At 46.5% G+C, this 16443-nt stretch carries 10 protein-coding genes; 5 read left to right on the top strand and 5 right to left on the bottom strand.

What is annotated here, in order from left to right; translation table 11 throughout:
* Nucleotides 1-18 precede the first annotated feature (18 nt).
* From DWV53_RS09910 to DWV53_RS09895, 4 genes are all read right to left on the bottom strand, one after another.
* Entirely contained in the window at nucleotides 19-1479 is a 1461-nt protein-coding gene (locus DWV53_RS09910) for a sensor histidine kinase (protein WP_118153288.1), read from the bottom strand.
* A 5-nt stretch (nucleotides 1480-1484) separates the two neighbouring features.
* The gene (locus tag DWV53_RS09905) at nucleotides 1485-2180 is read right to left on the bottom strand and encodes a response regulator (protein ID WP_022121453.1); all 696 of its coding nucleotides are present in this window, start codon (nucleotides 2178-2180) and stop codon (nucleotides 1485-1487) included.
* 446 nt (nucleotides 2181-2626) lie between these two features.
* A complete protein-coding gene (locus DWV53_RS09900) occupies nucleotides 2627-3838 on the bottom strand; it encodes an NADP-dependent isocitrate dehydrogenase (RefSeq protein ID WP_117693399.1) in 1212 nt (403 codons plus the stop codon).
* Nucleotides 3839-4129: 291 nt separating this feature from the next.
* Nucleotides 4130-4984 carry an OmpA/MotB family protein gene (locus DWV53_RS09895; RefSeq protein WP_006848523.1) on the bottom strand — a complete coding sequence of 285 codons (855 nt, stop codon included), beginning with the start codon at nucleotides 4982-4984 and terminating at the stop codon, nucleotides 4130-4132.
* Between the two features lie 442 nt (nucleotides 4985-5426).
* On the opposite strand from DWV53_RS09895, the gene purL reads away from it, so the two are divergent.
* From purL to DWV53_RS09875, 4 genes are all read left to right on the top strand, one after another.
* Nucleotides 5427-9158, top strand: a complete 3732-nt coding sequence (purL, locus tag DWV53_RS09890) for a phosphoribosylformylglycinamidine synthase (RefSeq protein WP_118153285.1) — start codon at nucleotides 5427-5429, stop codon at nucleotides 9156-9158.
* Nucleotides 9159-9185: 27 nt separating this feature from the next.
* Nucleotides 9186-9737 (top strand): chromate transporter, encoded by a 552-nt coding sequence (locus tag DWV53_RS09885; RefSeq protein WP_118153282.1) that lies wholly within the window; start codon nucleotides 9186-9188, stop codon nucleotides 9735-9737.
* Nucleotides 9738-9793: 56 nt separating this feature from the next.
* Nucleotides 9794-10366, top strand: coding sequence for a chromate transporter (locus DWV53_RS09880; protein ID WP_118153330.1), 573 nt, complete (start codon nucleotides 9794-9796; stop codon nucleotides 10364-10366).
* Between the two features lie 203 nt (nucleotides 10367-10569).
* Complete coding sequence (locus DWV53_RS09875; RefSeq protein ID WP_118153279.1) at nucleotides 10570-13011, top strand: alpha-L-arabinofuranosidase C-terminal domain-containing protein; 2442 nt, start codon at nucleotides 10570-10572, stop codon at nucleotides 13009-13011.
* A 143-nt stretch (nucleotides 13012-13154) separates the two neighbouring features.
* On the opposite strand, the gene DWV53_RS09870 is transcribed toward DWV53_RS09875, so the two are convergent.
* Entirely contained in the window at nucleotides 13155-14459 is a 1305-nt protein-coding gene (locus DWV53_RS09870; RefSeq protein ID WP_022121461.1) for an NCS2 family permease, read from the bottom strand.
* Nucleotides 14460-14726: 267 nt separating this feature from the next.
* Here DWV53_RS09870 and DWV53_RS09860 point away from each other — a divergent pair, with 267 nt between their 5' ends.
* A complete protein-coding gene (locus tag DWV53_RS09860; RefSeq protein ID WP_118079168.1) occupies nucleotides 14727-16292 on the top strand; it encodes an ATP-binding protein in 1566 nt (521 codons plus the stop codon).
* Nucleotides 16293-16443 lie beyond the last annotated feature (151 nt).

Here is a 16443-nt window from a genome sequence, read left to right as displayed (position 1 = left end):
TTTATTCAAAAAACATTTTTATTTCTTAAGCGTAAATTCAAATTTCAAGCCGCCTTCCTGCTGATTGCTCACACGGATGGTTCCGCCATGCAGGAGAACGGCATTCTTGACGATGGCAAGACCCAAACCGGTGCCACCCATCTTGCGGCTGCGTCCCTTATCTACCCGATAGAAACGCTCGAAAAGACGGGAGAGATGCTCGGCAGGAACTCCCTGACCATTATCACAGAAGATGAAATGCCACTTATTGCCCTGCTCCTTGGCACTCAACGTTATCTTACGTCCTTCGCCAGCATAAGCTATGGCATTGTCGGTAAGATTGCGGAACACACTATAGAGCAGACTGCGGTTACCCTTCACGATAATATGCTGGTCGGGAAGAAGATTCTCGAAAGTCATCTTGTGCGACTCTCTTTCCAGCGCCGTCTCATGGGCTATTTCACTCACCATCTGCGTAATGTCTACCGCCTCGAAATCTATCATATCCGAACCGTCATCCAACCGGTTCAGGGTTGAGATGTCGCGGAGCAGAGAGGTGAGACGCTCGCTCTGGGCATAACAGCGCTGCAGAAACTGCGACTTCATCTCTTCGTTGATATGCGGATTGTCGAGTATCGTTTCCAGATAGCCCTGGATACTTGCTACAGGAGTCTTCAATTCGTGAGCGATATTCTGGGTAAGCTGCCGCTTCAGTACATCCTGTTCACGTCGGGTGGTCTGTATGCGCTTATACATCTTGATGATGCGCTCAGCTATCTCGCCCAACTCATCGTTAGGGAACTTGGCGAGATCTTCCACCTCCAGACTCTCGTTGTGGTCTGCCTTATAAGCAAAGATGCTCAGTTTGGAAACATTCTTAGCCAGACGGTCCGTAAAACGGTAGAGCACGATGGTAAGCAGAATGACGGCTACGATAGCAAACCAGATGAAATGCTGGTCGGCCTGCAGCGATTTTGCCAAATCATTATTGTAAGGTAGTGCCGTACGGATGATGAGCTTGCTTTCCGGAAAATAAGAAGCCACATAGAAATAATCGTGCTTCAGGGTTTTAGACTGTCGCTCCACGCTTGAGCCTACCCTGTTTTTCAAGGCCTCTGCTATTTCCTCCCGCTTGGCATGGTTGGCAAAATGTTCATAGTCGGAACTCATGTTGTCATAAATCACCTTACCGTTAGGGCGCACCAACGTAACACGAAGATCCTTGCTTTCATGTTCTCGGACAAAAGCCTGCAACTTCTCATGAGCCACAGTCACTTTCTTATTGTGAAGGCTATCCTGCAGAATAATTCCTTCACCAGGAGAGAGCGCCAGATCTTCTGCCAACAGTTCATTATAATTTTCCAGCTTGATAGTAAGCGTACCTATTTTATACTGCTTCTCACGTGCCTGCTGGAACACGATAAAACTGACGGCGAACACAAGGAACACCGCCAGTACACAGAAGTACAACTTCCTACCTACACTATTTAACTTAAACATTTTAATTACGCATCAAAATAATAACCGAATCCCAGACGGGTAACGATGCACTTGGCAAACTTACCAATCTTCTTTCTCATACGGGTGATGTTGACATCCACCGTGCGGTCGAGTACCATCACATCCTTAGGCCATACCCGGTCGATAAGTTCCTGACGGGAGAACACCTTGCCGCGCTCTTCGAGGAAAAGACGCAGGAGTTCGAACTCGGTCTTGGTGAAAGGGATAGCCTCACCATCGATGCTCACCGTCTTCTTGTCCAGATTCAGCTGCAGTCCCTGATAGTTGATGATCTTCGATTCATCAGCATCGCCAGCCTGTTCTGCGGTACGGCGCAAGACGGCACGCACTCTGACCATCACCTCTCGGATAGAGAAAGGTTTCGAGATATAATCATCGGCACCGATATTGAATCCTGTCACCGTATCGTTTTCCGTATCACGGGCTGTAAGGAAGATGATTGGAACATTGGCTGTCATCGGATTGTCCTTCAACTGCTTAGCCAGCTGGAAACCGCTCATTCCTCCCATCATGACGTCCAGTAGCAGCAGATCGAACGAAGCAATGTCCATCTCCAAAGCCTCTTCTGCCGAATTGGCTGTTTCTACCTCATATCCTTCTGTTTCGAGATTGAATTTCAGAATCTCACACAAGTCTTGCTCATCATCAACAACAAGTATTCTTTTCATATTCTCTTCCATATTTCATGTTATTTAAAATACCGCTGCAAAATTACGACTTTTCTTTCGTAATAAGCGTTACATTCGGTTACAATTTCGTGACATTTAGTTCTTTAGAGAAAAAAAATATAAAAAAACGGGTATTTTGTTACACATTTTAACTTAGTGTTCCAAATTCGCTACATGTTTCTTTGCTAGTTAGAAACAGAAATACTACTTTTGCACCCGATATAACTATAAGTGAGCATATAATACAACTGAAAGAGTATGAAAGATAAAGTATAAGGTATACGGCAGAGCCACTATAGATACGGGTATGCTTTACCATATCTGCCAGGTGCTGAACATTGATTTGTTTAAGGTTTATTCAGACGCTTTGCGTAAACGCAAGAAAAAGAATCAAGATTTAAACTAAAAATAACTAAAACAATAAGACCTGAGGTTAATCACCCCAGGTCTTATTGTTTTTATGCCAATCGCTTTTCCAGACGCTCGCGGATGGCAGCGATAAAGCCGGCAGAGTTTACAGCCTTAGCCTCAACACCTTCCATCAGGTTTACGAGATCCTTGGTAGCGATACCGTCGTTCAATGTATCGAAACATGCAGCCTCCAGCTGGTCGCCAAAGTTCTGAAGTTCCTTGATGCCATCCAGTTCGCCACGCTTTCTCAACGCACCGCTCCATGCAAAGATGGTAGCCATAGGGTTAGTAGATGTATCTTCACCCTTCAGGTAGCGATAGTAGTGACGGGTCACGGTACCGTGGGCTGCCTCATACTCATACTTGCCGTCAGGAGAAACCAATACAGAAGTCATCATCGCCAGAGAACCGAAAGCTGTACTGAGCATATCGCTCATCACATCACCGTCATAGTTCTTGCAAGCCCAGATGAAACCGCCCTTGCTGCGGATAACACGAGCCACAGCATCATCAATCAATGTATAGAAATACTCGATACCGAGTTCTGCAAACTTCTCTTTATAGTCGCTCTCATATACTTCTTCAAAGATTTTACGGAACTGAGCATCATAAGTCTTAGAGATGGTATCCTTGGTAGCGAACCAGAGATCCTGCTTGGTATCAATGGCAAACTTGAAGCAGCTGTGAGCAAAGCTGCGGATACTCTTATCAGTATTGTGCATGCCCTGGATAACTCCGGCGCCATCGAAAGAATGAATCTCAATTTCCTGTTTCTTGCCACTCTTACCCTCGAACACGAGCTTGGCAGTTCCTGGCTCATCGGCACGGAGTTCCACACTCTTATATACGTCGCCATAAGCATGACGGGCAATGGTGATAGGCTTCTCCCAGTTCTTTACACATGGGTGGATGCTAGGGATGGTGATAGGAGCACGGAACACAGTACCATCCATGATGCTACGGATAGTTCCATTAGGACTCTTCCACATTTTATGGAGTTTATACTCGTCCATACGCTGTGCATTAGGAGTGATAGTAGCACACTTCACAGCCACACCATATTTCTTAGCCGCCTCGGCAGAGTCGATGGTTACCTGGTCGTTGGTCTGGTCGCGATAAGGCAGACCGAGATCATAATACTCAGACTTCAAATCAACGAAAGGAAGAATGAGTTCATCCTTAATCATCTTCCAGAGAATTCTTGTCATCTCATCACCGTCCATCTCTACCAATGGAGTTGTCATCTTAATCTTTTCCATAACACAATATAATGTATAATTAATAATTTACAATGTACAATGATCAGGGCAGCCAAGTGTGCCCTTGATATTTTGCCTGCAAAATTAATAAAAATAATCAAGAAAAGAAAGGAAATTAAGAATAATTCTAGCAAAATGATAACAAAAAGCACTTTTTTACGTACTCAAAACATAAAATCTGTATATTTATACCTAAAAAGGCATCAATGAGCCCGAAAACTCATTGATGCCTCTACTTATTTACCTTTTTACTTTTTTACCCTTTTACCTTTTTACCTTTAAATAGCCTTTTTACTTCTCCTCTGGAGCCTTGTCGATCAAGTCCATGAACTGGTCGAGCTTAGGAGTGATGATAATCTGAGTGCGGCGGTTGCGCTGCTTGCCTACCTCTGTATCGTTAGTTGTTACAGGGTTGTACTCACCACGGCCACCAGCAGTAAGGCGCTTAGGATTTACACCGAAGTGATCCTGCAAGTACTGAACAACAGAAGCTGCACGGAGAGCAGAGAGGTCCCAGTTGTTGCGGATATTCTTCATCTTGGCACTTGTAGTGCTTACTGGTACGTTATCGGTATTACCCTCTACGAGCACATCGTAATCCTTGTAGTCTGTGATGATCTTAGCAATCTTGCTCAATGTTTCCTGAGCACGGCTGTTCACCTCATAGCTACCACTCTGATAGAGCATATTGTCAGCCAGAGAAATGTAAACTACACCCTTCAGAACCTGAACATCAACCTCCTTCATCTCTTCCTTGCTCAAAGAGCGGGTCAGGTTGTTGGTAAGAACCATGTTGAGCGAATCGCTCTTGCTCTTTACCTCAACCAGGTGGCGGATATACTGGTTACTCTCGTTGATCTGATCAACGAGTTTCTCAATGCTCACGTTGTTCTGGCTTGCATTGTTCAAACTCTTGTCAAGCGAGTTCTGCAACTTAGCGTAATCGCTCTTTGCAGTAGCGAGCTGCTCCTGGGCTGCCGCCAGACTAGCCTCAGTAGCTGCCAGCTTTTCCTTGGTAGCCTGATAGTTGCTTGACAATTCCTTATTCTCATTCTGGCAATTCTGAAGATCCTTCTTACTTGCACAGCTTGTAGCCATCAGAGCTACAGCCATCATTGCCATTACCATTAACTTTGTCTGTTTCATATTCTTTCTAATTTAAATTTTCTTGTTATTATTAATTGATTATAGTATATCTTAACGTCGCTTTCTACCTCCTATTATATTAGAGTTCTCCCGGCTTTTATCCGTTATCCGGAAGCTTCTACATTTTAGGGCATTATAGAAACTGATTCACTTCTTTCACTTGCAAAGTTACAGATAAGACTCGAATAAACAATATTTGTCAAATGCATTTAGACATTTTTAACCTCTAAATCTTTATTTATCACCTTTTTAACCAAAAAAGGCAACAGAAAGCACTTTTCTTATAGCTAAACCGCCAAATGTAGCCTTTCAAGGTAAGAATAGCCCAAATCTCAACAAAAAAAACATAAAAAACAGTGTTTTATTTTGTAGTGTCTTGAAATTGTACTATCTTTGCACTCGAAAAGAAATAAATACATTAATAATATAAAAGAAAGCAAGTATGATTCTTTTTTTTAGAACTCCATCTAAGAGTGTGATTGCGACCGAGATTGACCACAAACCATCTCAGGACGAAATCAATGAACTTTGTTGGCTTTATGGTGACGCGACTTTAGAGGACGCCCAGCAGTTGCAGGGCTTCTATGTCGGCCCACGCCGTGAAATGATTACTCCTTGGAGTACGAATGCCGTTGAGATTACTCAGAACATGAGTCTTGACGGCATTTCGCGTATCGAGGAGTACTTCCCTGTAGATAGCGAAGACGCTGAGCACGACCCTATGCTCCAGCGTATGTACAATGGTATCGGACAGGATGTGTTCACCGTGAATCACCAGCCAGAACCTATCAAGTACGTCGATGACCTCGAGAAGTATAACGAGGAAGAGGGTCTTGCCCTCAGCGAGGACGAAATGGCTTATCTCCACAAGCTGGAGAAAGAGAACGGACGCCCTCTCACCGACAGCGAAATCTTCGGTTTCGCACAGATCAACTCAGAGCACTGCCGCCACAAGATTTTCGGCGGCCAGTTTATCATCGACGGTAAGGAGATGGAGTCTTCTCTCTTCAACATGATCAAGAAGACCACCAACGAGAATCCTAACAAGATCCTCTCTGCTTACAAGGACAACGTGGCTTTCTCTCAGGGTCCTGTTATCGAGCAGTTTGCTCCAGCCGATCAGACTACCAGCGATTTCTTCCAGGTGAAGGATATCGAGAGTGTTATCTCTCTGAAGGCTGAGACCCACAACTTCCCTACTACTGTAGAGCCTTTCAATGGTGCTGCTACCGGTACGGGTGGTGAAATCCGCGACCGTATGGGTGGTGGTGTAGGTTCATGGCCTATCGCAGGTACAGCCTGCTACATGACTGCTTATCCTCGCCTGAAGGATGACAACGGCAAGAGCGATGTTGAGCGCGACTGGGAAGACATCATGCCTGTTCGTAAGTGGCTCTATCAGACTCCTGAGCAGATTCTGATCAAGGCTTCTAACGGTGCATCAGACTTCGGTAACAAGTTCGGTCAGCCTCTCATCACCGGTTCTGTGCTTACATTCGAGCACGAGGAGAACGGTGAGAAGTATGCATACGATAAGGTAATCATGCTTGCTGGTGGTGTAGGCTACGGCAAGAAGCGTGACTATAAGAAGGGTGAGCCACAGAAGGGCAATAAGGTTGTCGTAGTAGGTGGTGACAACTATCGCATCGGTCTCGGTGGCGGTTCTGTTTCTTCTGTAGATACAGGCCGTTACAGCAATGGCATCGAGTTGAACGCTGTTCAGCGTGCCAACCCTGAGATGCAGAAGCGTGCCTACAACCTGGTTCGTGCACTCGTTGAGAACGATGAGAACCCAGTAGTCAGCATCCACGACCACGGTTCAGCCGGTCACTTGAACTGTCTCTCTGAGTTGGTAGAAGAGTGCGGTGGCGAAATCGACATGTCTAAGTTGCCTATCGGCGACAAGACTTTGAGCGCCAAGGAAATCATCGCCAACGAGAGCCAGGAGCGCATGGGCTTGCTCATCGACGAGAAGTATATCAGCGAGGTTCAGAAGATTGCCGACCGTGAGCGTGCTCCAATGTACGTGGTTGGTGAGACTACAGGCGATGCTCACTTCAGCTTCAAGCAGGCTGACGGCGTGAAGCCATTCGACCTCGATGTAGCTCAGATGTTCGGTCATACTCCTAAGACTGTAATGGTAGATGAGACCGTAGAGCGTAAATATGAAGATGTAACTTATTCTGCTGATAACCTCGACAAGTACTTGCAGCGTGTTCTCCAGATGGAGGCTGTGGCTTGTAAGGACTGGTTGACCAACAAGGTTGACCGTTCCGTAACAGGTAAGATTGCCCGTCAGCAGGGTCAGGGTCAGATTCAATTGCCACTCTCAGACTGTGGTGTCGTAGCACTCGACTACCGTGGCGAGAAGGGTATCGTAACAGCAATGGGTCATGCACCTCAGGCTGGTCTTGCCGATCCTAAGGCAGGTTCAGTACTCTCTGTAGCAGAGTCATTGACTAATATCGTATGGGCTCCATTGGCAGATGGCATGGACAGCATCAGCCTCTCTGCCAACTGGATGTGGCCTTGCCGCAGTCAGAAGGGTGAGGATGCCCGTCTGTACGAGGGTGTGAAGGCATTGTCAGACTTCTGCTGCGCCATCCACGTAAACGTACCAACAGGTAAGGACTCTCTCTCTTTGACCCAGCAGTATCCTAACGGCGAGAAGATCATCGCTCCGGGTACCGTTATCGTAAGTGCCGGTGGTGAGGTTTCAGATGTCAAGAAGGTGGTTAGCCCAGTTCTCGTTAACGACAAGAACTCTAGCCTCTACCATATCGACTTCAGTTTCGACGAGCAGCGTCTCGGTGGTTCTGCTTTCGCTCAGAGCCTGGGCAAAGTGGGCAGCGATGTTCCTACCGTCAAGAACCCAGAGTACTTCGTTGACTGCTTCAACGCTGTACAGGAACTCATCAACCGTGGTTGGGTAATGGCTGGTCACGATATCAGTGCCGGTGGTTTGATTACAACTCTCCTCGAAATGACATTCGCCAACGTAGAGGGCGGTATGAAGATCAACCTCCACGACATCGCAGATGCCGACATCATCAAGACTCTCTTCGCAGAGAACCCAGGTGTTGTCATCCAGGTAAGCGATGCTCACAAGGACGAGTTGAAAGCATTCTTCGATGAGAATGGTATCGGTTATGCCAAGATTGGTTATCCAGCTCCTGAGCTCCGCAAGATTATCATCAAGAAGGAAGGCTTCGAGCACGAGTTCGATATCGATGCTTTGCGCGACGACTGGTATAAGACATCTTACCTCCTCGACCGCAAGCAGAGCATGAACGGTATGGCCAAGAAGCGTTACACCAACTATAAGAAGCAGCCTATCGAGATGAACTTCGGTTATGGCTTCAAGGGAACCCTCGCTAGCTACAGCCTCGACGCTAACCGTCGCAAGCCATCTGGCATCAAGGCAGCTATCATCCGTGAGAAGGGTACCAATGGTGAGCGTGAGATGGCATACTCTATGTATCTCGCCGGCTTCGATGTAAAGGATGTGATGATGACCGACTTGATTTCTGGTCGTGAGACTCTGGAGGATGTGAACTTCATCGTATTCTGCGGTGGTTTCTCTAACTCCGATGTTCTCGGTTCTGCCAAGGGTTGGGCTGGCGCATTCCTCTACAATCCTAAGGCTAAAGAGGCACTCGATAAGTTCTATGCCCGTGAGGATACCCTTTCACTCGGTATCTGCAACGGTTGCCAGCTGATGGTTGAGTTGAACCTCATCAATCCTGAGCACAAGCATCGTTCACACCTCTGCCACAACACATCCAAGAAGTTCGAGAGTACATTCCTCGGTTTGACTATTCCTCAGAACGACAGTGTGATGTTCGGTAGCCTGAGCGGTGATAAGCTCGGTATCTGGGTAGCTCACGGCGAGGGTCGTTTCTACTTGCCAGAACCAGAGGATCACTACAACATCATTGCGAAGTACAACTACGCTGAGTATCCAGGTAATCCTAACGGCAGTGACTACAATGTAGCAGGTATCTGCTCTGCAGATGGTCGCCACTTGGCTATGATGCCACACTTGGAGCGTGCCATCTTCCCATGGCAGAATGCCTGGTATCCAGCTGATCGCCGCAACGACGAGGTTACTCCTTGGATTGAGGCATTTGTCAATGCACGTCAGTGGATTGAAGAAAGAGCTTTGAAAAAGTAAAAAGGTAAAAAAGTAAGAAGGTAAAAAATGAATAATAGCGTAAGTTATCTTACATTATTCAAAACATTTTTGAAGATTGGCATAGTCACCTTTGGTGGTGGCTATGCCATGATTCCTATTATAGAATCCGAAGTCGTCGACAAGCATCATTGGATGACGAAGGAGGAATTCTTGGATGCCATTGCTACTACCCAGGTTTGTCCGGGCGCCTTGGCCATCAACATGAGTTCCATGCTCGGATATAAGTTGGCAAAGACACCGGGAGCCATCGTCTGCACCCTCGGCGCTTCGTTGCCATCGTTCCTTATTATCTTGGCGATAGCCATGTTTTTCCATCAGTTTGAAGACAACAAGGTTGTTGCTGCCATGTTTGCAGGCATCCGTCCAGCCGTCGTGGCATTGATAGCCGTACCTACATTCTCGCTTGCCAAGAGTGCCGGTATTTCGCTTGTCAACTGCTGGATTCCTATTCTATCCGCCCTTCTGATCTGGCTTTTGGGCGTCAACCCAATCTGGGTGATTATCGCAGCTGCCATAGGTGGCTACATCTATGGACAGTTTATCCAGCCAACGGAATAAAGGTAAAAGGGTAAAAAGGTAAAAAAGTAAAAAAGTAAATAGCTTAAAACATAATGATGATATTTTTTCAGCTTTTCATCGTATTCATTCAGATAGGCATCTTCGGATTCGGAGGTGGCTATTCCATGATATCCCTGATTCAGGGACAGGTTGTTACGCAGTATCATTGGATGACGATGCAAGAGTTTACCGATGTGGTTGCCATCTCTCAGATGACACCGGGACCTATCGGTATCAACACCGCCACCTATTGTGGCTATACAGCTGTCCATAATGCCGGCATGAGTGGCATGATGGCTGTACTCGGAAGTGCCATGGCGACCTTTGCGCTGGTTCTCCCATCCTTGGTTTTGATGATTCTTATCAGCAAGATGCTGTACAAGTATATGAACACCTCAGCCGTCCAGAGCATCTTCATCGGTCTTCGCCCGGCCATCGTCGGTCTGGTAGGAGCCGCAGCCCTGCTCCTGATGAATGGCGAGAACTTCTCTACTCCCGAAAATCCTTGGAGATTCTATATCTCCATCGCCCTCTTCCTTGCTACCTTTATCGGCGTGAAGGTGATGAAGATCAATCCAATCCGCATGATACTCTACTCGGCTTTTGCCGGACTGGTATTACTATATTAAAACCGATTTTATTTACCAATTAATAAACAAAAGGTGGATTTTCTGATGAAAATCCACCTTTTACACTATAATTCGCTTTTTGTCCACCTCTTCTTTGTGTTTTTTGTGTACTTTTGCAACTGTGTATTAATAGCGGCATGAATTCAGGCTTAGCTTGGTTTTATGCCAACCAACAAGTAAACAAACAAACCTAAGAATAAGAAATGAATAAGAAAAGACAGATTTTACTTTCAGCAGTGTTAGCCTCTGCTTTGGCATCCAACGCACAGGTTACCATCAATGTAGATGCCTCTAACCCAGGTATCAAGGTATCTCCTAACCTCTATGGTATCTTCTTCGAGGATATCAACCATGCGGCTGACGGCGGTCTCTATGCCGAACTCATCAGCAACCGTTCTTTCGAAGACGATGACAAGAATATTCCAACCTGGAAGACTGCGGCTCAGGAAGGTGCAAAAATCAATGCACAACTCATCAATAAGGGTTTGCTCAACAATGCACAGGGCAAGGCACTCCAGCTTACCATCGCTGCCAAGCCTGCAGCTACAGCCTCTCTCATCAACGAAGGCTTCTGGGGAATCAACGCCGTGCAGGGCAGAACCTATAAACTCTCTTTCTGGGCGAAAGGTAGCTACAAGGGCGGATTGAAGGCTCGCCTCACCAACGCCAAGGGTGATAAGGTTTACGCAGAAACCGCACTCAATGCCAAGGTTGGCAAGAAGTGGACCAAATATACGGCTGAGTTGACAGCCAACGGAAACGACGCCAAGGCTCAGTTTGAACTCGTAGCCGACGGAAAGGGTACCATCGTTCTCGATGTGGTAAGCCTCTTCCCTCCTACTTTCAAGAATCGCGAGAATGGCTTGCGCCCAGACCTGGCTCAGCTTCTCTATAACATCCATCCTAAGTTCGTCCGTTTCCCTGGCGGTTGCTACGTTGAAGGACAGGAATCTCCAGAGAATGCTTTCCACTGGGAGAAGACTATCGGTCCTATCGAGGAACGTCCAGGCCATAAGAACGTAAACTGGCGCTACCGTACCAGCGACGGTATGGGATTCGACGAGTATCTTCAGCTTGCCGAGGATCTGAACGCCAAGCCTCTCTATGTTGTAAACGTAGGTTTGTGGCACGGCGGTATGACTCCTGTAGACAGCATCCAGCCTTGGATTGATGAGTGCATGAATGCCCTGGAGTATGCCAACGGTCCTGTTACCTCTAAATATGGTGCGCTCCGTGCTAAGAATGGTCATCCGGAACCATACAATATCGAATATCTGGAGATTGGTAATGAGAACAACCAGCCGGATCCTGCGGCTCAGAGCGACCATTACTACGAGCGCTTCAAGAAGTTCAAGGATGCTGTATTGGCAAAATATCCTAAGATGCACCTCATCGGTAACGTGGTGGCTTGGGGCGATGACAATCCTAAGTGGGAAAGCAACGAAAGCGTAGAACTCCTCGACGAGCACTACTACAGAAATCCTGCCTGGTTTGCCGAGAACTTCAACAAGTATGATAACTACGACCGCAAGGGCAGCGAGATTTATGTAGGCGAATATGCCGTAACCCAGGGCTTCGGCAATATGGGTTCGCTCGATGCAGCACTTGGTGAGGCGGTCTATATGATGGGCATCGAGAACAATTCGGATATCGTGACCATGGCATCCTATGCTCCTATCTTCGCCAACCTCAACAACCGTATGTGGGCACCGGATATGATTCAGTATACCTCAGACAAGGTATTCGGAACTCCATCTTACTACGTTCAGAACGTGATGGCAAACAACATCGGTACTCGTGTACTGAAGGTGAACCAGGAGAATCCATACAAATATGAGCAGACTCAGGTGAAGCCAGCTATCTGCCGTGTAGGTATGGGAACATGGGGCACTCAGGTTTCTTTTGAGGACAAGGGCTACAGCGATGAGAACGGAAAGGCACTGCCGATGACCTTGCAGGAGTTGCCTACAGATATCCGTGGACAGTGGAAGACTGAGGGTAGCCTCATCAAGCAGACCAGCAACGAAGAGAGCTGCATCCGTCTGAATCCGGGCGAGATTACCAGCAACGGTTATATATATAAGGTACGCGCGAAGAAGGATGCCGGAAACGAAGGTTTCCTCATCATCTTTAACTACGTGGATAAGAACAACTACTGCTGGTTGAACCTCGGTGGCTGGAACAACACCCAGCACGGAGTAGAGTCTATCGTGAATGGTGCCAAGAGTCAGATTGCTACTACCCCAGGCAGCATCGAGACTGGCAAGTGGTATGACATCGAACTGAAAGTAGTAGGCGACAGCATCTTCGCCAAGTTGGATGGCAAGGAAATATTCTCTACCAAGTTGAAGGCAAACACCCTTCCTGGCATCTTCTCTACAGCAACACTTGATGAACAGACGGGCGAGGTAATCCTGAAGATTGCCAACACCAGCACCGAGCACACCACAGCGAAGATTAATCTTCAGGGCAAGGAAATCAAGAATGGCAAGCTCATCCGCCTCTCTGCCAAGAACGGTCTGGAGGAGAACACCATCGACAATCCTACCAATATCTATCCTGTAGAAAACTACGTAACTACAGAGAAGAACGGTGCAACGGTAGAGATTCCAGCCAGCTCGCTGAATATCATCCGTTTGAAATAACAGACTACATCCAGGGCAGGATGCCCTGGGATCCATATATAGGTAATAACATTTTGAATAGTTGATAAGAAAGTTAGTTAGAAAAGAGAAGGCGGCAACCTGCGTGATGCAGATTGCCGCCTCGTTTTTTATCTGTCGTTTAATTAACCGAAAACATAATTGAAGAGCAGGAAGATGCTCAGGATATACAGCGTAGGATTCAGATCCTTGAACTTGCCCACCATCATCTTGATCAATACATAGCTCAGAATACCAAGGCAGATGCCATCGGCAATACTGTAGCAGAGTACCATCGTAATCATCGTGATAAAGGCAGGGAATGACTCGGAGATATCCTCCAACTCAATCTTCTTGAACGAATCAATCATCAATACACCCACCATTACCAGGGCACCACTGGTGGCTGCGCTCGGAATCAGGAGGAAGATTGGAGCCAGGAAGATGCTCAGGATAAACATCAAACCCACAAAGAAAGATGTCAAGCCCGACTTACCACCCTCGGCAACGCCCGAAGCACTCTCCACATAAGTGGTAATGGTAGAGCTACCCAGCAATGCACCGGCTGTAGTACCGATGGCATCACTCATCATCGCCTCCTTCACACCCGGAATCTCGCCCTTCTCATTCTCCTTGACACCGAGTTTGGAAACCAATCCCAGAACTGTTCCGATAGTATCGAAGATGTTGACAAGCAACAGCGAGAATACCACCATGAACATCTTAGGAGTAAAGAAGCCGGTGAAATCGAACTGGCAGAAGATAGGAGCGATGCTGTGAGGGGTAGATACCGGCATCCAGTTGTCAGAGAACTGGGTTACGCCCATCGGAATACCAATCAATGTAGAGATGATGATGGCGATAAACAGGGAGCCCTTCACTCTTCTCGCCATCAGACAGCCGCAGAGCAGGATGCTGATGAGACCCAGGATGCTGACTGGTGTAAACTTGCCGAGCTGCACGAAAGTATCCGCATTGGCAGTAATGATGCCCGCATTCTTCAAACCGATAAAAGCGATAAACATACCGATACCGGCAGAAATGGCGAATCGGAGATTCTTCGGAATACACTCCAATATCTTGTCACGGATATTGAGGAAGGTGATGGCTAGGAAGATGATACCCTCTACGAGCAACACCGCCAAAGCCTGCTGCCAGGTCAAGCCCATAGCCTGACAAAGGGTGAAGGCGAAGAAGGCATTCAGTCCCATACTAGGAGCCTGGGCGAAAGGCAACTTTGCCATGAAAGCCAGCAGGAAGGTGGCGATGGCTGAAGCGATGGCTGTGGCAGTAAAGAGAGCTCCCTTGTCCATACCCGTAGTGGCGAGAATGGTAGGGTTCACTGCCAGGATGTAACACATGGTCAGGAAGGTAGTCATACCAGCTATCAACTCCGTCTTGACCGTAGTAGTCTTTGGGTCGAAACCCAATAAAGCTTTTAATTTGTTCATTTCTTATATTTAAATTTATCTCTATTTTCTCTTTCCCCCTTTTCACAACCCAATCCCGTTGTTTTTTCGGGGCGAACAAAGGTAAGAAAAAATAATGAGGAAAGCCTTATTTTACATGTTTTTAACTCATCAGAGTGCCTTATTTTACATGTTTCGGGGGATTCAGAACGCCTTATTTTACAAAGCATTTTATTTTTAACCATTATGCTTGGTTAATTCGGATTTTCTTTGTAACTTAGCAGCGCAAAACGTAAAGCATGTAGGATTATGGCAAAAATAGTAAATAAATATCCTGTAGGAATTCAGACTTTTGAAGAAATTCGCGAGAAAGGTTATCTCTATGTAGATAAGACCAAATACATCGTGGATTTCAGAGAAAAAGGTATGAAGTATATCTTTCTGAGCCGTCCAAGACGATTCGGAAAATCGCTCTTTGCATCTACCCTTCAGGCCTATTTCGAGGGAAGAAAGGAACTGTTCGAGGGATTGGCTATTGCTGAATACGAGAAGGAATGGGTGAAGCATCCTGTGCTCCACTTCGATATGAGCGGTGCCAAACATTTTGATGCAGATGGCTTGAACAATTATCTGAATCTGCAGCTTTTGCCTTACGAGAAACTTTATGGTAAAGGAGAAGGGGAAATTTACCCTAACGAAAGGTTGGATGGTATCGTAAAGCGTGCTTATGAGCAGACGGGCGAAAAGGCTGTTGTCATCATCGACGAATACGATGCCCCATTGCTGGATGTGGTACATGAAAAGGAAAACCTGCAACCGCTCCGCCGCATTATGCAGAACTTCTACAGTCCTCTGAAAAAACTCGATCCTTACCTGGAGTTCACCTTCATCACGGGCATCACCAAGTTCTCGCAGCTCAGCATCTTCAGCGAACTCAACAACCTCGACAATATCAGTCTGTTCGACCAGTACTCAGCCATCTGCGGCATCAGCAAAACCGAGCTTACCACGCAGATGAAACCAGATATTGAGGCTATGGGCGAGGCACTGAACATGACGTATGAGGAGTGCCTGAAAGAGCTGACGCAATTCTACGACGGTTATCATTTCAGCGAGAAATCAGAAGATATTTTCAATCCGTTCAGTCTTGTAAAGGCAATGAATGCAGGCAAGATTGCTCCTTACTGGTTTGGTTCCGGCACTCCATCCTTCCTCTTGAAACTCTTGGATAAGTATCATGTCAATCTTTCTACTTTAGAGAGTCAAGAGACAGTATTGAGTTCCTTCGACCAATCAACAGAGGAAATGACAGAAGCCTTGCCATTGCTTTACCAGAGCGGCTATCTGACCATCAAGAAATATGAACCGATGTTTCAGGAATATACGCTGGGCATCCCAAACAAGGAGGTACGCGACGGACTGCTCAACTCATTGATTCCTCATTATGTGAACCCTCGCCGTTCTGACAACAATGCCTTCCTCTTGGGATTCTGCAAGGCGGTTTATAGAAATGACATCGAGGCGGCACTGGAGCACATGCGCACCTATATGGCTACGATACCATATGATTTGGAGAATCACAGCGAGAAGCATTATCAGACTATCTTCTATCTGATGTTCAGTTTCCTCAACATCTATATCCGCACAGAGGTGAAGAGTGCCATCGGCAGGGCTGATGCCGTGATGCACATGCCAGATACAATCTACGTCTTCGAACTGAAGGTAGATAAGAGTGCTGATGAGGCTTTGGCACAAATAGACGAAAAAGGCTATATGCTGCCATATCATACAGAGGGCAAGCGACTGATAAAAATCGGTATCAGTTTTGACAGCACCCAGCGCACTATCAGCGATTGGAAGATTAAGGAAGAATAAAGAAAAAATCCGAAACAGAAGCTTACCAAGTTATCTGTTTCGGATTTTTTGATGCTTATTTCGTTTGGATAAGCCAAGGGTTTCAAACCATCTTGAATTGTTAAAAAAACTAACTCGCTCTAATTTGGACTTTGATTGAAAATCAAGAAGT

The sequence above is a fragment of the Segatella copri genome (assembly GCF_003465495.1).
In the GTDB taxonomy this organism is placed as follows: domain Bacteria; phylum Bacteroidota; class Bacteroidia; order Bacteroidales; family Bacteroidaceae; genus Prevotella; species Prevotella copri_G.
This window is presented reverse-complemented; position numbering and strand designations above follow the sequence as displayed.